This window comes from Pengzhenrongella phosphoraccumulans (assembly GCF_045689905.1).
Classification (GTDB): Bacteria; Actinomycetota; Actinomycetes; order Actinomycetales; family Cellulomonadaceae; genus Pengzhenrongella; species Pengzhenrongella phosphoraccumulans.
This window is the reverse complement of record NZ_CP144210.1, coordinates 356,636-374,231: the sequence shown is the minus strand read 5'-3', so window position 1 is coordinate 374,231 and position 17,596 is coordinate 356,636. Positions and strand designations below refer to the sequence as shown.

Annotated in this window: 23 protein-coding genes; 12 read left to right on the top strand and 11 right to left on the bottom strand. The window is 71.8% G+C overall.

The features are described from left to right. Positions 1 to 435: 435 nt before the first annotated feature. Complete coding sequence (locus tag VTA80_RS01865) at positions 436 to 684, bottom strand: hypothetical protein (protein ID WP_407343730.1); 249 nt, start codon at positions 682 to 684, stop codon at positions 436 to 438. On the opposite strand from VTA80_RS01865, the gene VTA80_RS01860 reads away from it, so the two are divergent. The 6 genes from VTA80_RS01860 to VTA80_RS01835 all read left to right on the top strand — a co-directional run bounded on the left by VTA80_RS01860 (position 673) and on the right by VTA80_RS01835 (position 3,869). Next, positions 673 to 909, top strand: a complete 237-nt coding sequence (locus VTA80_RS01860; protein WP_407343729.1) for a hypothetical protein — start codon at positions 673 to 675, stop codon at positions 907 to 909. The genes VTA80_RS01865 and VTA80_RS01860 overlap by 12 nt on opposite strands. Beyond that, positions 906 to 1,406 carry a hydrogenase maturation protease gene (locus VTA80_RS01855; protein ID WP_407343728.1) on the top strand — a complete coding sequence of 167 codons (501 nt, stop codon included), beginning with the start codon at positions 906 to 908 and terminating at the stop codon, positions 1,404 to 1,406. Before VTA80_RS01860 ends, VTA80_RS01855 begins: the two co-directional genes overlap by 4 nt. Next, the gene (locus VTA80_RS01850) at positions 1,393 to 1,692 is read left to right on the top strand and encodes a HypC/HybG/HupF family hydrogenase formation chaperone (RefSeq protein ID WP_407343727.1); all 300 of its coding nucleotides are present in this window, start codon (positions 1,393 to 1,395) and stop codon (positions 1,690 to 1,692) included. The genes VTA80_RS01855 and VTA80_RS01850 overlap by 14 nt, the downstream gene beginning before the upstream one ends. Continuing rightward, positions 1,689 to 2,606, top strand: a complete 918-nt coding sequence (locus tag VTA80_RS01845; protein WP_407343726.1) for an EamA family transporter — start codon at positions 1,689 to 1,691, stop codon at positions 2,604 to 2,606. Before VTA80_RS01850 ends, VTA80_RS01845 begins: the two co-directional genes overlap by 4 nt. A gap of 31 nt (positions 2,607 to 2,637) precedes the next feature. Beyond that, a complete protein-coding gene (locus VTA80_RS01840) occupies positions 2,638 to 3,444 on the top strand; it encodes a DUF6390 family protein (RefSeq protein WP_407343725.1) in 807 nt (268 codons plus the stop codon). A gap of 89 nt (positions 3,445 to 3,533) precedes the next feature. Beyond that, positions 3,534 to 3,869 (top strand): hypothetical protein, encoded by a 336-nt coding sequence (locus VTA80_RS01835; protein WP_407343724.1) that lies wholly within the window; start codon positions 3,534 to 3,536, stop codon positions 3,867 to 3,869. A 30-nt stretch (positions 3,870 to 3,899) separates the two neighbouring features. Here VTA80_RS01835 and VTA80_RS01830 read toward each other — a convergent pair whose 3' ends face one another. From VTA80_RS01830 to VTA80_RS01800, 7 genes are all read right to left on the bottom strand, one after another. Further along, complete coding sequence (locus VTA80_RS01830) at positions 3,900 to 5,441, bottom strand: NADH-quinone oxidoreductase subunit C (RefSeq protein WP_407343723.1); 1,542 nt, start codon at positions 5,439 to 5,441, stop codon at positions 3,900 to 3,902. After that, positions 5,438 to 6,907 (bottom strand): proton-conducting transporter membrane subunit, encoded by a 1,470-nt coding sequence (locus tag VTA80_RS01825; protein ID WP_407343722.1) that lies wholly within the window; start codon positions 6,905 to 6,907, stop codon positions 5,438 to 5,440. The genes VTA80_RS01830 and VTA80_RS01825 overlap by 4 nt, the downstream gene beginning before the upstream one ends. Next, positions 6,907 to 7,569, bottom strand: a complete 663-nt coding sequence (locus VTA80_RS01820; protein WP_407343721.1) for a hypothetical protein — start codon at positions 7,567 to 7,569, stop codon at positions 6,907 to 6,909. Before VTA80_RS01820 ends, VTA80_RS01825 begins: the two co-directional genes overlap by 1 nt. Before the next feature lie 16 nt (positions 7,570 to 7,585). Continuing rightward, entirely contained in the window at positions 7,586 to 8,548 is a 963-nt protein-coding gene (locus tag VTA80_RS01815) for a respiratory chain complex I subunit 1 family protein (RefSeq protein WP_407343720.1), read from the bottom strand. Further along, positions 8,545 to 10,548 carry a proton-conducting transporter membrane subunit gene (locus VTA80_RS01810; RefSeq protein ID WP_407343719.1) on the bottom strand — a complete coding sequence of 668 codons (2,004 nt, stop codon included), beginning with the start codon at positions 10,546 to 10,548 and terminating at the stop codon, positions 8,545 to 8,547. The genes VTA80_RS01815 and VTA80_RS01810 overlap by 4 nt, the downstream gene beginning before the upstream one ends. Next, a complete protein-coding gene (locus VTA80_RS01805; protein WP_407343718.1) occupies positions 10,545 to 11,024 on the bottom strand; it encodes an NADH-quinone oxidoreductase subunit B family protein in 480 nt (159 codons plus the stop codon). The genes VTA80_RS01810 and VTA80_RS01805 overlap by 4 nt, the downstream gene beginning before the upstream one ends. Before the next feature lie 133 nt (positions 11,025 to 11,157). Further along, positions 11,158 to 11,505 carry an ArsR/SmtB family transcription factor gene (locus tag VTA80_RS01800; RefSeq protein ID WP_407343717.1) on the bottom strand — a complete coding sequence of 116 codons (348 nt, stop codon included), beginning with the start codon at positions 11,503 to 11,505 and terminating at the stop codon, positions 11,158 to 11,160. A gap of 228 nt (positions 11,506 to 11,733) precedes the next feature. Here VTA80_RS01800 and VTA80_RS01795 point away from each other — a divergent pair, with 228 nt between their 5' ends. Genes VTA80_RS01795 through arr form a run of 5 tightly spaced genes read left to right on the top strand, consistent with a single transcriptional unit; the run spans position 11,734 to position 14,886 of the window. Further along, positions 11,734 to 12,060 (top strand): SHOCT domain-containing protein, encoded by a 327-nt coding sequence (locus VTA80_RS01795; protein WP_407343716.1) that lies wholly within the window; start codon positions 11,734 to 11,736, stop codon positions 12,058 to 12,060. A gap of 56 nt (positions 12,061 to 12,116) precedes the next feature. Next, a complete protein-coding gene (locus VTA80_RS01790) occupies positions 12,117 to 12,422 on the top strand; it encodes a hypothetical protein (RefSeq protein ID WP_407343715.1) in 306 nt (101 codons plus the stop codon). Further along, complete coding sequence (locus VTA80_RS01785; RefSeq protein WP_407343714.1) at positions 12,407 to 13,123, top strand: response regulator; 717 nt, start codon at positions 12,407 to 12,409, stop codon at positions 13,121 to 13,123. Before VTA80_RS01790 ends, VTA80_RS01785 begins: the two co-directional genes overlap by 16 nt. Continuing rightward, on the top strand, positions 13,120 to 14,274 hold the full coding sequence (locus VTA80_RS01780) for a sensor histidine kinase (RefSeq protein WP_407343713.1): 1,155 nt from the start codon (positions 13,120 to 13,122) through the stop codon (positions 14,272 to 14,274). Before VTA80_RS01785 ends, VTA80_RS01780 begins: the two co-directional genes overlap by 4 nt. A 51-nt stretch (positions 14,275 to 14,325) precedes the next feature. Then, positions 14,326 to 14,886 (top strand): NAD(+)--rifampin ADP-ribosyltransferase, encoded by a 561-nt coding sequence (arr, locus tag VTA80_RS01775; protein ID WP_407343712.1) that lies wholly within the window; start codon positions 14,326 to 14,328, stop codon positions 14,884 to 14,886. A 15-nt stretch (positions 14,887 to 14,901) separates the two neighbouring features. Here arr and ppk2 read toward each other — a convergent pair whose 3' ends face one another. Further along, positions 14,902 to 15,831, bottom strand: coding sequence for a polyphosphate kinase 2 (gene ppk2, locus VTA80_RS01770; protein WP_407343711.1), 930 nt, complete (start codon positions 15,829 to 15,831; stop codon positions 14,902 to 14,904). A gap of 135 nt (positions 15,832 to 15,966) precedes the next feature. On the opposite strand from ppk2, the gene VTA80_RS01765 reads away from it, so the two are divergent. After that, positions 15,967 to 16,401, top strand: a complete 435-nt coding sequence (locus VTA80_RS01765) for a VOC family protein (protein ID WP_407343710.1) — start codon at positions 15,967 to 15,969, stop codon at positions 16,399 to 16,401. A 40-nt stretch (positions 16,402 to 16,441) separates the two neighbouring features. Here VTA80_RS01765 and VTA80_RS01760 read toward each other — a convergent pair whose 3' ends face one another. Together VTA80_RS01760 and VTA80_RS01755 are read right to left on the bottom strand one after the other, a co-directional pair. Continuing rightward, positions 16,442 to 16,813, bottom strand: coding sequence for a DUF2200 domain-containing protein (locus VTA80_RS01760; protein WP_407343709.1), 372 nt, complete (start codon positions 16,811 to 16,813; stop codon positions 16,442 to 16,444). A 94-nt stretch (positions 16,814 to 16,907) separates the two neighbouring features. After that, positions 16,908 to 17,519 (bottom strand): DUF5701 family protein, encoded by a 612-nt coding sequence (locus VTA80_RS01755; RefSeq protein ID WP_407343708.1) that lies wholly within the window; start codon positions 17,517 to 17,519, stop codon positions 16,908 to 16,910. Between the last annotated feature and the right edge of the window lie 77 nt (positions 17,520 to 17,596).

Below are 17,596 nucleotides of genomic sequence, written 5' to 3'. Positions count from 1 at the left end.
GGCGAAGGACTTCCCGGACGCCGTCGAACGTGGCCTGCGGCTGAAGAAGGTCGGCAACCAGCTGATGACCCTGGTCGGGGGCCGCTCGGTGCACCCGATCAACGTCAAGCTCGGCGGCTTCTACCGGATGCCCACGGTGGCCGAGCTCATGGGACTTCGGCCGGCCCTCGAGCGAGCGCTCGAGGATGCGCTCGAGACGGTGCGTCTGGTGTCGACGTTCGACTTCCCCGACTTCGAGCAGCCGTACACCTACCTCTCGCTGCGCCCCGAGAGCGGGTACCCGATCGAGTCGGGCAACGTCGTGACGACCGCCGGGACCGCGTTCGACGTGCGCGAGTTCACCGAGCACATCACCGAGTTCCACGTCGCGCACTCGAACTCGCTGCACGCGCGGCTCGACGGCGGCGGCCCCTACGTCGTCGGCCCCCTGGCCCGCTACACGCTGAACTTCGACCGCTTGTCGCCGCTCGCCCAGCAGGCGGCCCGGGAGGCGGGGCTCGGCGAGACGTGCCGCAACCCGTTCCGGTCGATCATCGTGCGCGCGGTCGAGCTGGTCGAGATCTTCCACGAGGCGCTGGCGATCATCGACGCCTGGCGCGACGGCGTGCCGCCCTCGGTCCCCGTGCCCGCGCGCGCCGGGGAGGGCTTCGGTGCGACCGAGGCCCCCGCGGGGTGCTCTTCCACCGGTACCGCCTGGACGCGGCCGGCACGATCCTGGACGCGCAGATCGTGCCGCCGACCTCGCAGAACCAGCCGAGCATCGAGGCGGACATGCGCACTCTTGCCGAGCGCTGGGTCGAGCTGTCCGACCACGACCTATCCCACCGGTGCGAGGCGGCCATCCGCAACTACGACCCGTGCATCTCGTGCGCGACGCACTTCCTCGACCTCACGGTGGAGCGGTCGTGACGGCCACCCTCGTGATCGGGCTCGGCAGCCCCGACGGCGGCGACGACGCCGTCGGGCTCTGGGTCGCGCGCCGGGTCGCCGAGCTCGCGCCGCCGGACGTCGTCGTCGTCGAGCACGAGGACCCGACCGGCCTGATCGACCTGTGGCGCGGGTCGGAGCTCGCCGTCGTGGTCGACGCCGTGACATCGGGCGCTCCGCCCGGGACGCTGCTCGTGCTCGAGGCCGGGACCGAAGCCGCGCCGCTCACCGCGGACGCCTGGGCCAGTACCGGCCGGGGCGGCACGCACGCCTTCGGGCTCGCCGCCGCCGTCGAGCTGGGTCGCGCGCTGCACTCGCTCCCGCGCCGCCTCGTGCTCGTCGGGGTTGAGGCCGCCACGGTCGAGCACGGTGCGGCGCTGTCGCCCGGGGTTCGGTCGGCGCTGGACGGTGCGGTCGCCGCGGTCCTGGGTGCGTGCCACGTTGCCGCGCAGGGGGTGGTCGCCGATGTGTCTCGGTGAGATCGGCCGACTCGTCGAGGTCCGCCCCGGGGCCACCGGGATCGTCGCGACCGCGGACCGCACGGTCGCCGTGTCGCTGGTGACCCTGGATGACGCCGTCGCCGTGGGCGACTGGGTCGTGGTCCACTCCGGCTTCGCGCTCGAGCGGCTCGGCGCGCAGGAGGCCGCCGAGGCCCTCGCGCTGCGCGCCGGCGCGTCCCAACCCCCCGTTCTGCCAGCGCCCGTGCGCGCTGGGCGCTCGGCAGCCACCGCTGCACACCGCACCCCCTGGGAGGGATCGGCATGACCAGCACCCGACGGACAGGGCTACTTCTCGCGCTCGCCACGGCCTGCATCAGCGGGTTCGCGGTCTTCCTCAACGGCTACGGCGTCAAGGCGTTCGGCAACGCCTCCGTCTACACCACCGCCAAGAACCTCGTGGCGGCCGCCGTCCTGCTCGCCGTCGTGACCCTCGGGCGCGGCGCCGGCGCGCGGGTCACCCGGCCGGAGGGCACCCGGCAGTGGCTCGGCCTGGTGACCGTCGGGGTGATCGGTGGTTCCGTGCCGTTCCTGCTTTTCTTCGAGGGGCTCGCGCGGGCGTCGTCGGTGCAGTCCGCATTCATCCACAAGACCCTGGTGGTCTGGGTCGCGGTGCTCGCGGTCGCGCTGCTCGGGGAGCGGATGTCCGCCTTCCACTGGGTCGCGATAGGGCTGCTGGTGATCGGCCAGATCGGGCTCGTCGGCGGCGTCTCGACCGACCTCGGCTCGGGCGAGCTCATGATCCTCGCCGCGACCCTGTTCTGGTCCGTCGAGGTGATCGTCGCCAAGCGGCTGCTTGCCGGGGTGTCGTCGTGGACCGTCGGGCTGGCCCGGATGGGGATCGGGTCGATCCTGCTCGTCGCGTGGGTCGTGGTGCGCGGGCAGGCCTCGATGCTGCTGTCGATGGATGCCACCCAGTGGGGCTGGGTGCTCCTGACCGGGGTGATCCTCGCGGCGTACGTCGCGACGTGGTTCGCCGCGCTGGCCCGTGCGCAGGCGCTCGACGTGACAGCGGTGCTCGTGCTCGGCGCTCTCGTGACGGCGGCTCTGCAGGCGACGGTGCAGGGCGTCGGGGTCGCGCCCCAGCTCGTCTGGCTCGCGATGCTGCTCTCCGGCGGGATGCTCGTGTCCTGGCGCGTGTGGAGCGCCCCGGAGACGCTGCCGCGCGAGGTCGGCGTCTAGCGGGACCGGGTCGGGCGGGGGGAGAGGGACGATGGTGGCTGACGGCGTCGGCGGCATGGGCCGGGCGGCCGCCGGCGCGCGGACGAGCGGGCCTCTGCTGTTCGCCCGGTACGCCTACCCGCCCAACGAGCTGGGCTTCTGCGGCCCGGACGCCGCCGGTCAGCTGCTCGAGCAGGCCAGCAGTGGGGTGGACGACGGCGATCTGCGTCACCTCGCGCGCGGGTTCACGGGCGCGTGGCCGTACCTCGAGCTGATCGCCGCGGCGAACGGCATCGCCGATCCCCTCGACGCGCGCGTGGTCGAGGCGTACTGGGTGGGCAACGTGCTGCTCGACCGGGTGCCGTTGTCGATGATGGGCGGGTCGATCGAGGACCGGTTCCGCGCGCGCGCCGGGCGGTCGTGGTCGCTGCTCGCCGCGGCCGTGCCGGGCGCGCAGCCCCATCACAGCTTCCACGTGTTCGGTGTCTACCCCTGGCTCGGGCTGCTGCGTGGCGGCCGGGTCGACGAGCCGCTCCGGGTGCTCGACCGGTGCCGGATCCGGTGGGGCCGCGTGATCGAGGTCGTCGACGACCGCGCCCTCGTGCGCAGCCGCCCCCTGCAGTGGGACGGCCGCGCGCTGCGGGAGGGGCCGGTCGTCGTCGAGCAGGTGGTCACGGCGGTGGACGGGCTCGGGCTGGCCGGTCCGTTGCTCCCGGGCGACTGGTGCTCGCTGCACTGGGACTGGGTGTGCGAGCGGTTGAGCCCGCAGCGGCTGGCCGCGCTGCGTTACCGGTCGGGCCGGCAGCTCGCGGCGATCAACTCGCTCGCCGTGCCGTCGCCCGCGGTCGTGCTCGGCTGACGCTGCGTCCTGCTGACGCGTCCTGCTGACGCTGCATCCTGCTGACGCTGCGTCCTGCTGACTACGTGCTCGGCTGACAGACTGCGGGGATGGCGCAACTGAGGCGGACCCGGCGGGTGCGGACGGTGCTGCTCGTCGCAGTGATGGTGGTGGTCGGCGTGCTCGGGCTCGCCGCGTGCGCGGCGGGGCCGAACGAGGCGGCCGGGGTCGGCGACCCCGACGTCGCGGGCTTCTGGCTCGGCCTGTGGCAGGGCCTGATCAGCCCGATCACGTTCATCGTGTCGCTGTTCAACCCGGACGTGGGCATCTACGAGATCCACAACAACGGCAACTGGTACAACTTCGGCTTCATGCTCGGCGTGAGCATGATCTTCTCGGGCGGCGCCGGTGGTGGCGTCGCGAGCGGCCGGCGCCGGCACGGCTGACCCTCCCGCCCCAGCCCGGGGCGACGCCCGCTACAGGTCGTTGCCGGCGTAGGACAGGTTGAAGCTCTTGTTGGTGACGGGGAAGTCCGGCACGATCGTGTCGGCCATCGCCAGCGGCAGGGCCGGCCAGTTGAACCACGACGGGTCGACGATCTTCGCGCGCGTCAGGCGCCCGTCGGGGGCCACCTCGACGCGGTGCACGATCGTCCCGCGCCAGCCCTCGACGATGCCGACGCCGCTGCGGACCGCAGCGGTCTCCTCGGTCGGGTCGGTCGTTCCGGTCCCGTCCGGCGCAGCCAGGAAACGGAGCGGTCCGGCCGACCGGATGAGCGCCTTGACGATCCGGATCGACGTGGCGAACTCGTCGCGTCGGATCAGGTAGCGCGCGAGCACGTCGCCGTCGGCCCCGGTCGCGGGGGTCACCGCGAGCGGGACCGTCGGGTGATCGATCCGCGCATCGGTGGCCACCCCGCTCGCGCGGGCGACGTAGCCGAGGCAGCCGAGGTCGTGCGCCTGCGTGCGGGTGAGCCTGGCCGTGCCGGTGAACCGCTCGCGGATCACCGAGTTCTCGAGCGAGAGCTCGACGACCTCCGCGAGGTCCGCGGCGATCCGGTCGAGCTCGGCGGGGTCCGGCAAACTGAGGAGCTCGACCGCGCCGGGGCGGATCGCGCCGCGCAGCAGCCGGTGGCCCGTGACCGCGAGGTTGATCCGCAGGAGCTGCTCCCGGATCCGTTGGGCGTGCGCGTTGGCGAGCGAGAAGCCGACGTCGTTGGCCAGCGCCCCCAGGTCGGCGGCGTGGTTGTAGAGGCGCTCGAGCTCGACCAAGAGCGCGCGCAGCCGCTGCGCCGGCTCGGTCATCGTGATGCCGAGCGCATCCTCGACGGCGAGCGTGTGGGCGAGCGCGTGCGCGGCGGACGTGTCCCCGCTGATGCGCTCGGCCAGGTGGATCGCCTCGGTGGCCTCGAGCCCCTCGAAGAGCTTCTCGACGCCGCGGTGGGTGAACCACAGTCGGGCCTTGAGCTTGAGCACGGACTCCCCGACGACGGAGAAGCGGAAGTGGCCCGGCTCGATGACACCGGCGTGCACCGGGCCGACGGGGATCTCGTAGACGCCGTCACCCTCGACCGCGATGAACGGGTAGGCGTCGGCGCCGGTCTCGTGGAACGGCGGCGGGTCGCCGGCGTCGTGGCGCATCGGGTACCAGCCCGCCGGCCAGTGCGCGTGGCGCACCATGCGGCGGGGGAGCGGGTGGTTCACCGGCACGATGCCGTAGAGGTCGTGCATCTCGCGCTCGAACCGGGAGGCCGCGAACGACAGCGGGGCGAGCGAGCCGATCCGCGGGTCGTCGGCGGGCAGCCGGACCTGCAGCTCGACGCGGCGGTCGGGGCTGCCGGCGAGGAACAGGTAGACGACCCGCAGCGTCGCGCCGTCGTCGTGCGCGGCGACGAGGCCGAGGCGGAATCCGGCCGCGAGCAGCCAGGCGGACTGGTCGGCGATCTCCTCCGGCAGCAGCGTCCGGCTGGTGCGGTGGACGCCGACGGGAACGCCGGTCGGGGCGAAGGGGACGGTCATGAGCTTGCTCCGAGCTGGGTGGCAGCGGACTGGAAGAGCTGGGTGAGGGGGCCCGCGCTCAGCCCGAGGGCCAGGCTGAGGATCATCCCCGTGACGAGCGCTGCGGCGATCGTGCCCGGCAGGGCGATCACCGGGGCGTTCGGCTGCGGCGTGCCGAGCAGCATGCGGCTGCCGTTGCGGACCAGGGCGGTGAACGCGACGGTCATGAGGAGCAGCGTCGCGCCGAGCACCCAGGCGAGGTTGGCCCCCGCGAGGGCGCGCGAGATGGACAGCTCGCTCGCGAACATCGCGAACGGGGGCAGCCCGATCAGGACCGCGAGTCCGACGGCGAACGACACGCCGACGAGACGTGAGCGCGAGAGGACGGCGGTGACCGCGCTGATCGCGGTCGACTCGTGGGCGGCCTGCAGCTGACCGGAGGCGAGGAACACGAGCGACTTGCCGATACCGTGCGCCAGCACGTGCAGCAGCAGCGCGGCGATCGCGAGCTCGGTGCCCGCAGCCGCGGCGATCGCGACGAGGCCCATGTTCTCCATCGAGGAGTAGGCGAGCATGCGCTTGAAGTCCGTCTGGACCACGAGCAACGACGCGGCGATCAGCAGCGTCAGCAGCCCGACGATGAGCAGCCCGGTCCGCAGGAACCCGGTGCCGAGCGTGAGGTCGACGACCGACTTCACGCGTAGCAGGCACGCGAACGCGACCGAGAGCAGCACCCCGCTCATCAGCGCGGAGACCGGCGCGGGAGCCTGGCTGTGGGCGTCGGCGAGCCAGGTGTGGAAGGGCACGAGCCCCGCCTTGGCGCCGTACCCGAGCAGCAGGAGCCCTGCCGCGAGGCGGGTGACGTCCGGGTCGAGCTGGGCCGCGTTGTTGAGTAGTGTGTCGATGTCCAGCGCGTGCGCGCTCGAGGCGCCGGCGTGCAGGCTCGCGAAGTAGAGCAGCACGGTGCCGAGGAACGCCAGCGCGATCCCGACCGAGCAGATCACGACGTACTTCCAGGTCGCCTCGAGCGCGGACCGGGTGCGGCGGTGGCCGACGAGGAACGCCGTCGCCACGGTGGTGGCCTCGATGGCCACCCACATGACGCCGATGTTGTTCGCCAGCACGGCCAGGGCCATCGCGGCGAGGAAGAGCGGAAGCAGCACGCCGTACAGGTGCGCGCCGCGGCGGTCGGTGTGCCCGTCGCGCAGCTCGGCGTCGATGTAGCCGACGCTGGCCCAGGTCGCGAGCGTGCCCACCGTCCCCATGACCAGCAGCATGGTGACGCTGAGCGAGTCGGCCCGCAGCAGGTGGTCGACGGCGAAGCGCGCCCCGGACTCGACCCGGGTGGCGAGCAGGATGCCCGTGACCAGCACGCTCAGGGCGGCGGCGAGGGTCACGTAGGCGGTCAGTCGGCGCCACCCGAGCGCTGCGGCGAGGCCGGCGGCGACGAGCGGGGCAAGGATCGGTACGAGCAGGACAAGGCCCATCAGTCGCGCAACTCCCGTAGCTGGTCGAGGTCGGTGCCACCGAAGGCGCGACGCATGTGGCCGGTGAGCAGTCCCAGCACGAAGACCGCGAACAGCACGTCGAGGGACGCGCCGAGCTCGACGATCAGCGGGACGCCGCCGGTGATGAGGAAGGCCGTGGCCGTGATGCCGTTGTCGAGCATGAGGAACCCGACCGCCTGCGAGAGCGCGCGCCGCCGGCTGACCATCACGAAGAGCGCGATGAGGATCACGGCGAACGCGGCCGGGACCGCGCGGGTGGCCGGTGTCGGGTCGAGCGCGATGATCGGCCGGGTGACCGCGTACGCCAGGACGGTGAGCGCGGCCGTGATCAGCAGGGAGGACGTCGTGTTGACCAGCGGCGTGCTCTCGCGACGTTCGTTGTCGGCGGTGCCCACCGCACGCAGGAGCAGGACCGGCAGCACCCCGGCGCGCAGCGCGAGCACGACGAGCCCGACGATCACCGGGCCGGGGTCGCGCTGGTAGAGCCCCTCGGTGAGCGGGATCGCGGCGAGGGCCGCGCCCTGCCAGGCCAGCAGGTGCACGATGGAGCGGAGCTCGCGGCGCCACACGATGAGCACCGCGGTGAGCAGGAAAGCTCCCGCGGTGAGGTCGAGCACGCCGGTATAGGTCGCGAGGGACATCAGCGAATCCGTCCGGTCATTGGGTCGGGGTGGCGAGGAAGTAGGACGCGGTCACCGCGAGCAGCGCGAGCAGGAACGAACCCGCGAGCAGCTCGGGCACCCGGAAGTACCGCAGCTTGGCGATGAAGACCTCGCCCGCCGCGAGCAGTCCGGCCAGCACCGCGACCTTGACGGCGATCGCGACGGCGCCGAGCAGCACCGCCAGCAGCGAGGGGTCGGCGCCCGCGATGCCCCAGGGCAGGAACAGGTTCGCGAGCAGGGCGAGCAGCACGGTCAGGCGCATGCCGCTCGCCCATTCGATGAGCGCGAGCTTCGGGCCCGAGTACTCCAGGACCATCGCCTCGTGGATCATCGTCAGCTCGAGGTGCGTCGACGGGTTGTCGACGGGCAGCCGGCCGGTCTCGGCGATGATGACGATGACCAGCGCGACGAAGGCGAGCACGCTGCCGAGCGAGAGCACCTGACCGGGATCGTCCAGGGTGGCCGAGACGATGGCCGACAGGTTGGCCGACTGGCCCGGGATCGACAGGGCGAACACGGCGAGCAGGATCGTCGGCTCGACGAGCGCGGCGATCGTGATCTCGCGGCTCGACCCCATCCCGCCGAACGCGGTGCCCGTGTCGAGGCCGGCGAGCGTGAGGGCGACCGTCCCGAGGAAGAGCAGGCCGACGACGCCGAACAGGTCCGCGACCGAGTCCAGCGGCGAGCCGAGCGCGAAGATCGGCAGGATCGCCGCGATGAGCAGTGTCGTGCCGGCCGCGACCGCCGGTGCGATCGCGAACACGATCGTCGTGCCGCGCGGGGTGATCTGCTGCTTGCGGAGCTGCTTGCGCAGGTCGCGCCAGGGCTGCCCGACGCCGCCCCCGGCGCGGCCTTCGAGGCGCGCGCGCACCTGGCGCATCCCGCCGACCACGAAGGGCGCGCCGACGAGGACGACGACGACCTGCAGGGCCGCCGCGACGATCGACAGGGCGCTCACTGCGCGGCCAGCAGCACGACGAGCAGCCCGAGGGCGCCGTACGTGAGGTAGAGGTGGACGCTGCCGTTGTGGGCGCGCCGGATCGTCTGGGCCAGCGCCGTCACGGCGTGCACCACCGGGGTGTAGAGCCGTTGCTCCACCGGATCGGCGAGCCGGGTGTGGAACGTGACCTTCTCGACCAGGTACTGGGACTCGGCGAAATGAGTGACCTCCACGTCGGTATCGGGCGACAGCACGTTGTCGAACACGCGCTGCAGCGGTTCGGCGAACGAGGTCGCGGTGTACTGCATGCGGGGGCTGAGCGAGTCGCCGCCGCAGGCCCACAGCGGGGCGACGCGCGGCGCCGGCCGGTGCCGAGCGCCCCAGCGCGACAGCGCCAGTGCGACAAGCACGCCGACCACGAGGGCGATCGCGAGCAGGGCCGGGGACATCGAACCGGTGACGCCCGGCAGGCGCAGGAACGTGCCCAGCCGCGGGCCGGCCGCCTCGCCGGTGATGCTCGGCAGCTCGGCGAGGACCTGGCCCAGGGCGGGGCCGAGCAGGGCGGGCGAGAAGGCGAAGACCGCGCAGGCCGTGGCCGCGACGCCCATCCCGAGGAGCATGCTCGACGACGCCTCGTGCGCGTCCTCGGCGGCGACCGACCGGGGTCGGGCCAGGAAGCCGACCCCGAACGCCTTGACCATCGCAGCGATGCCGAGCCCGGTGGTGAGCGCGACAGCGCCCACCGACAACGGCATGGCCAGCGCGAGCAGCGTGTTGCCGTCGTGCGGGGAGTGGATCAGGCTCTGGAGCAGCAGCCACTCGCTGACGAACCCGGCGCCGAGCGGGAGCCCGGACGCGCCGAGCGCGCCGATCCCGAACATCACCGTGGTCACCGGCATGCGGCGGGCGAGCCCGCCGAGCTTGTCGAGGTCACGCAGGCCCGTCTGGGCCAGGACCGAGCCGGCAGCGAGGAAGGCCAACGTCTTGAACGCGGCGTGCGCGAGCACGTGCAGGAGCGCCGCTGTCATGGCGATCGTGGCCACCCCCGGCGCACCGGACGCGCTCAGCAGCGCTGCGGCGCCGAGCGCGAGCGTCACGAGACCCATGTTCTCGGTGGTCGAGTAGGCCAGGAGCCGCTTCAGGTCGGTGGCCACCGAGGCTTGGAGCACGCCGAAGACCGCCGAGACGGCGCCGAGGATCATCAGCGTCAGGCCCCACCAGTGCGGGCCCGGCCCGAGGATCTGCAGGTCGATGCGGATGATGCCGTAGATGCCCATGTTGACCATCGCGGCACTCATCAGCGCCGAGACCGGGCTCGGGGCCTCGGGGTGCGCCTTCGGCAGCCAGGCGTGCAGCGGAAGGAGCCCGGCCTTCGAGCCGAACCCCAGGACCGTCAGCAGGAAGACCGCGGTGCGGGTGCCCGGCGACATGCCCGCCGCGTGGGCCGCGATCATCGTGAACGCGTCACCCCCGGCAGCCGCCGACAGGAGCACGAGCGCGAGCAGGATCATCGCGAAGCCGAGCTGGGTCATGACCGCGTAGAAGACCCCGGCGAACCGGACGGCCCCGCGCTGGTGCTCGGTGAGCACCAGGACGAGCGACGCTGCGGCCATCAGCTCCCAGGCGAGCAGGAACGTCGTGACCGATCCCGCTGCCGGGACGAGCAGCATGCCGCCCACGAACAGCGGCAGCACCACCATCGGGAACCGCGCCCAGTGCTCGCGTTGGGCGTAGCCGATGGCGTAGATCCCGACGGCGATCGCCACGGCGCCGGTCGCGGCGACGAAGATCCCGCTGAGCGGGTCGAGGTCGAACCGGACCCCGACGAGCGGGAGGAGCCACGCGATGCGCAGGTGCCGGGTGGGTCCGAAGATCACAGTCAGGCCGAGGACCAGGCCGGCGGCGCCAAGGAATGTCGTCACGGCACCCGACAGCAGGGCCTCGCGGGCGCGGCGGGCCGTGCGGGGCCCTTCGCCGAGCTCCTCGACGGGCGCGGGCAGGTGCAGGGTGGTGCTCACCGGCCGGTCACCGTCCGTAGGGCGGCGACGATCTGGTCGGGCGTGGGCGGGCAACCCGGAACCTGCACGTCGACGTCCACCACGTCCGCGACGGAGCCGACGACGCCGTAGCCCTTGCGGAACACCCCGCCGTTGCACGCGCAGTCCCCGACGGCGATCACGACGCGCGGCTCGGGCACGGAATCCAGGGTGTTGAGCAACGGCTGGAGCATGTTGTGGGTCACGACCCCGGTCGCGAGGATGCCGTCGGCGTGGCGCGGGGAGGCGATCAGCCGTGCCCCGAACCGCTCGGCGTCGTACACGGGGGAGAAGGCGCCCGTGATCTCGAGCTCGCACCCGTTGCACGACCCGGCGTCGACGTGCCGCAGCTGGAGCGACCCGGTCACCCCGGTCGGCGGCGTGATCGTGTCCGCGGGGGCGTCGTTCGCGGGTTCGACGACGCGCCCGACTCGGCGGATCTTGCCGATCCAGGTCATGAGTGCCTCTTTCGTCTGCGACGTGCTCTTCGGGTGCGAGGTGCGGGCCCAGTTCGCCCGCAAGGGTGGGGCCGATCGTGTGGATGGTGCGGGTCGTGCGCGGTGGTGCGGGCCGTGCGCAGTGGCGCCGGACTCAGCTGCTGGCGGCCGGTTGCCCGGTCGCCTGGATGTCGGACAGGTGGTCCATCTGCTCGGCGAGCAGACCCGTCAGCACCTTCCTGGCGAGCTGCAGCAGTGCGGCGATGTCCGCGGAGGCCATCGAATAGATCACGGTGTTGCCCTGCTTGCGGGCCACGACGACGCCGGCCCGGCGCAGCACCGCGAGCTGCTGGGACAGGTGGGAGGCCTCGAGACCGAGCTCGGGCATCAGCTCGCCGACCGACCGTTCGCCGGTCGAGAGCAGCTCGAGGATGCGGATCCGGGCAGGGTGCCCGAGCGTCTTGAAGAACTCGGCCTTCAGCCTGTCGATCGGTTCCGGCATGGCGGGGTTCGTCCTTCTGCGTCGGGTCCAGGAGGACTCAAAGTTCTTGAATTAATCAGTTGATGATTTCATCATACGCTCTGCTGGTGGCGGCCCGGTCAACCGTGGAACTTCGTCGGATCTTCATGCTTCCTCGTCGCGATCCTCGTCGAGGCGCGCAAGGCTGGACGCAGTACCCGTGGGGACGGTCCACCCGCGGGACGTTTCACACGAGTGAAGGAGATCGACATGGTGCTGGACAGGATGCCGCTGGACATGATGCGGCTGTACGGCGGCGGGATGGGCGGGGGACTGTGGATCCTCATGGTCCTGTTCTGGGTCGCTCTGATCGCGGCGATCGTCTGGCTCGTGATCCGCCTCGTTCCATCGAACGGGCGGTCGACCGGCCCGGCGATGGCGCAGCAGCCGACGTCGGCCCTGCCGCTCGCGCCCGGGCACGGCGCGCTCGAGTCGCCCGTGGAGATCCTCGACCGCAGGTTCGCGCAGGGTGAGATCGACCTGGAGACCTACCAGGCTCACCGTGCGGCCCTGATCGCGGCCCGAGGCGGTGTCTGATGGCCGCGACCCCGATGGAACCGGCTGCAACCACGCCCGACCCGCAGTCCCCGACCATGCAGTCTCCGACCCCGCCGCCAGTGGCGCCCCAGCCCCGAAACCATCGCCGCGGCTGGCTGGTCACGGCGCTGGTCGCCGCCGTGGCGCTCCTGCTCGGCTCGTTCGTCGCCGTCGCCGCCCTGACCGGCGCGGTGGGTCCTGGGTCGGGTTACTCAGACCGGATGGGTCCCGGCGACGGCACCCATCAGTTCTGGCGCGGCGGCGACCGCGGTCCGGGGATGATGGGCGACGGTGACCGCACGGAGCGGCCCGGGCCGCGGACTGATCGCCGAGACCACATGCGTGGGTGGGAGAACCCCTGAGTACCGAGCAACGCATCCGCGCCCTCGTCGTCGACGACGAGCCGGCGCTGGTCCGGGTCGTCGCGGCCTATCTCGAACGCGAGGGCTTCGAGGTGGTGGCCGCGGCCGACGGCGCCTCGGCCCTCGCCTCGGCGCGCGCGAGTGCACCGGACGTCGTCGTCCTCGATGTGATGATGCCCGGGATCGACGGGATCGAGGTGTGTCGGCAGCTGCGCACGTTCAGCGACGCCTACGTGATCATGCTCACGGCCCGGGTGGACGAGATCGACACCCTCATCGGGCTGTCGGTGGGCGCGGACGACTACCTGACCAAGCCGTTCTCGTCGCGCGTGCTCGTCGCGCGGATCCGCAGCCTGCTGCGCCGGCCGCGCACGGGGGTCGAACCCGCGGGGGCGACGACCGTGCGCCGGGTGGGCGCGGTCTCGATCGACCCCGAGGCGCGCGAGGTGCGGCTCGACGGGCAGCTGGTCGACCTGACCCGCACGGAGTTCGACCTGCTCGACGCCCTGTCGTCGAGACCCCGCACCGCGTTCACCCGCACCCAGCTCATCGAGCGCGTCTGGGGCCCGGGCTGGGTCGGCGACGAGCGGCTCGTCGACATCCACATCGGGCACGTGCGACACAAACTGGACGACGACGTCGCGGCGCCGCGCTACATCCGCACCGTCCGTGGCGTCGGCTACCGCATCGGTCCGGGATGACCGGCGCGCGGGCACGCCTGCCGCGGGCCCCGCTCGGGTTCGCCTGGCGCCTCATGGTCGCGCTCGGGCTGGTCGTGCTCGCGGGCGCGCTGACCCTGCTCGGCGTCGCGCTGGCGATCGCGCCGCAGATCTTCCACTCGCACCTGCTCGACGTGCCCGGCGGGGCGATCGAGCCCGGGCTGCAGGCCCACATCGACGACGCCTTCGCGAACGCTGTCCTGGTCGCGCTCGCGGTGGCGCTGCCCGTCGCGCTGATCACGGCGTTCGCGATCACGTGGGTCGTGGCGCAGCGCCTGGGCCGGTCGGTCGCCGCGGTCGCCGCCGCCGCCGAGGGCATCGCGGCGGGTGACCTCCAGGCCCGGGTCGAGGTCCCGGCCATCGGACCGGAGTTCGTCCAGCTCGCCGACGCGTTCAACGCGATGGCCGGACGGCTGGCCGAGACGGAGACCACCCGGCGGCGCCTCATCGGCGACCTCGCGCACGAGCTGCGCACGCCGCTGGCGTCGCTCGAGGCCACCGTCGAGGCCGTGGTTGACGGCGTCCTGCCCGCCGACGGCGCCACGCTGGCCACCTTGAGCGAGCAGACGACCCGCCTGCAGCACCTCGTCGCCGACATGGCGGCGGTGTCGCGCGCCGAGGAGCGCCAGCTCGACCTGCGCCCGCGGGTGCTGCCCGCGGCCGGCCTGGCAACGGGGGCGGTGGGTGCGGCGGGTGCCCGGTTCGCGGCGGCGCACGTGCGCCTCGAGGTCGAGATCGACGACGAGGCTCCGCTCGTGCGGGTCGACCCGGAGCGGCTCGCCGAGGTCGTGGCGAATCTCCTCGACAACGCGCTGCGGCATACCGCCGCCGGTGGCGAGGTGCGCGTCGTCGTGCGGGCAGGCGAGGGCGAGACGCCACCGGCGACCGCCGTGCTCGAGGTGATCGACTCCGGCGAGGGCTTCGACCCGGCGGACGCCGAGCGGATCTTCGAACGGTTCTACCGCACCGACGCGTCCCGGACCCGCACGTCGGCGGGGAGCGGGATCGGTCTGACGATCGCCCGCGCGATCGTCGAGGCGCACGGGGGGACGCTCACCGCCACGAGCGGGGTCGGTTCCGGTGCGGTGTTCCGGATCACGCTGCCTGCGGCCGGTGGACCACCGCGTCCCTGATCGAGCACCGGTGGGGCAGCGGAGGGTGGAGGTGGTCACTACGATCACGCCATGTCATCCGAAGCCTTCGGAACGAAGCGCCCGGCCGCCTGGCAGGACGAGCAGTCGGCCTCCCAGCCGGTCACCTACGACAGCTGCGCCCACGTCGAGGGCCCGTTCTTCCATGGCACGAAGTCGGCGCTCGCGGTCGGTACCGAGCTCGTCCCCGGCTTCGGCTCCAACTTCCAGGCGGGCCGGGTGTCCCACAACATCTACTTCACGGCGCTCGTGGACACGGCCGCCTGGGGAGCGGAGCTGGCGACCGCGCTGGCTGGCACGGCGGAGCTGGCGACCGCGCAGGCTGGCACGGCGGAGCTGGCGACCGCGCAGGCTGGCACAGCGGAGCGGGGGCACATCTACGTCGTCGAGCCCCTGGGGCCGTTCGAGGACGACCCGAACGTGACCAACAAGCGGTTCCCCGGCAACCCCACGCAGTCCTACCGGACGCGCCACCCGCTTCGCGTCGTCGCCGAGCTGGAGACGTGGCAGGGCCACGCCCCCGAGGTGCTCAAAGGAATGCTCGACCATCTCGCCCAGCTCCGGGAGCAGGGGCTCGACGTCATCGAGGACTAGCGAGGTCGAGCGGAATCAGTCGCCGACGGCGTCGCGGGCGCGCATCACGATCAGCGGGTCCGGCGCGGCGACGGTCGCGTGGTCCTTGCCCTCGTAGTCGAACTGGCTCAGGAAGTAGCGCATCGCGTCGAGCCGCGCCCGCTTCTTGTCGTTACTGCGGATCGTGATCCAGGGAGCGTAGTCGGTGTCGGTGCCCGCGATCATCTCCCGCTTCGCGTCGGTGTAGGCGTCCCACCGGCCCAGCGACTCCAGATCCATCGGGGACAGCTTCCAGCGACGCACGGGGTCGATCTGGCGGATGGCGAACCGGGTGCGTTGCTCGCGGCGGGTCACGGAGAACCAGAACTTCGTCAGGTGGATGCCGGCGTCGACGATCAGCCGCTCGAACTCCGGCGTCTGCTTCATGAAGACCTCGTACTGCTCGTCGGTGCAGAAGCCCATCACGCGCTCCACCCCGGCCCGGTTGTACCAGGACCGGTCGAACAGCACGATCTCGCCCGACGTGGGGAAGTTCTGCACGTAGCGCTGGAAGTACCACTGGCCGGCCTCGGTGGTGGTGGGCTTGGTCAATGCGACCACACGCGCGGCCCGGGGGTTGAGGTGCTCCATGAAGCGCTTGATCGTGCCGCCCTTGCCGGCGGCGTCGCGCCCCTCGAACACGATGATGTGGCGCTCGCCGTGATCTTCCGCCCAGTACTGGAGCTTGAGCAGCTCGATCTGCAGGAGGTACTTCTGCTCCTCGTAGAGGTCCCGATCGAGCGGCTCGTCGTACGGGTAGTCCTCGCGCCAGGTCTCCACCGCCTTGCCACCCGGGTCGATGAGCAACGGGTCCGCGCCCTGGCCGCCCGCCACCGAGTACCCCTCGGCGATCAGGCGGTCGATGTACTCCCGCAGGTTGTCCTCGACGTCGACCTGAAGGTGCTCGATGTCCCTGGGCGAGCTCATAGCGTCCTCAATCGTTGGTTCCGCTCGTCGGCGCCTCGATCGGTCGGCGTCGCTCCAGCCTGTCCCTGCGGGCTCCCGGTTACCAGCGGAGCCCCGCCGGTGGCCCACATTCACCCGGACATCTAGGGTGGCCCGATGGCATCGGTCAGGCAGATCCAGGTCACCTTTGACTGCGCGGTACCTGAGCGCGTCGCCCGATTCTGGTGCGAGGTGCTGGGGTACGTCGTACCGCCACCACCCCCGGGGTTTGCCACCTGGGACGAGTTCGATCGCGCGCTGCCGCCGGAGCGTCAAGGTTCGGCGTTCGCGTGCGTCGATCCCACGGGTGTGGGCCCGCGGCTGTTCTTCCAGCGCGTTCCCGAAGGCAAGGTCGTTAAGAACCGGGTGCACCTCGACGTCCGGGTCGGCACCGGACTGGTGGGCGAGGAGCGACTGGCCGCGCTCGAGGCCGAATGCGCACGATTGCTCGCGCTCGGCGCGGCACGCGTGCGACTGATGCTGGCCGACGGCGTCAACGAGTCCTGCCTCGTGATGCAGGACATCGAAGGCAACGAGTTCTGCCTCGACTGAAGAGGCTGCGACCGCGCTGCCGGATCGGCGGCGTGCCGCTTCACGTCACGCGCTGGGTGTCGTCCTCCCGCAGGATCGACGTCATCTTCTTGCCCCTGGCCAGTTCGTCGACGAGCTTGTCCAGGTAGCGGATCTTCTGCATCAGCGGATCCTCGATCTCCTCGACGCGGTACCCGCAGATCACGCCGGTGATCAGGGCGGCACGCGGGTTGAGCCGAGGAGCCTGGGCGAAAAAGGTCTCCAGGTCGACCCCGTCGGCGATGGTTCGCTGCAGGCCCGCCGCGTCGTAGCCGGTGAGCCAGGAGATGACCTGGTCGACCTCAGCCGCGCTGCGGTTCTTCCGCTGTGCCTTGAGCACGTAGAGCGGGTAGATGCTGGCGAAGCTGGTGGTGAAGATCCGGTGCTGCGTCATGATCTGGCTCCCCGGGCGTCGTACGGCTGGGCGCTGGCCAGCCCTGAGGGAAGGCTAACGCGTCGGGCGTGGACGGACGCGGGCCGGATCACGGTCAGGCGGTGCGCGCCCGGGCGGAGGCGAACCCGAGCCACGTGTGACGGTTGCCCGCCCAGCACCAGCCCACCTTGGGTGCGCCCGCGTTCTCCTTGCCGTCGTGGCCCGTGCCGCCGCTGATCCAGATCGCGGGGGTGCGGGAGTCGAGCCCCTTCGCCTTGATTTTGCGGGATCCGATGGTCATGAAGCAGTGGTTCGGCTCGAGCGTCGCGGGCTCCTGGAGGAGCCAGCTGATGCCCTCGCTGATGGTCAGCGGGGTGCGCCCTCGCCCGGTGATGGCAGGCAGGGCCTCGTGGGGGCTCCAGTTGCGCAGGTCGTCACCGCGGTCGATGTCGTGGACGAGGTAGAGCGGGGAGTCGGGGATCTCGAGGCCTTCGATGCTCTCGAACTGCTCGAGGTCCGTCAGGTCGCCGACGACGAAGCCCCGCTTCTGGGCGCGGCGCAGGAGCGGGGCGAGCTCTCGGGCGGTCGCGAGGCAGGGGTGAACCGCCAGCACGGCGCCCGGGAGGTCGGGCAGCGCGTCGGCGTGGCGGGCGAGCGTCGACTCGCTGATGCCGGCGATGTCGGCCAGCCCGAGCTCGCTTAGGCGGTTGAGCTGTGCGGAGATCATGACAACACCTGCCTTATCTTTGTACGCCGTACGGATCTACAACGCGCGACTACCGTACTCTGTTCCCGTACGCCGTA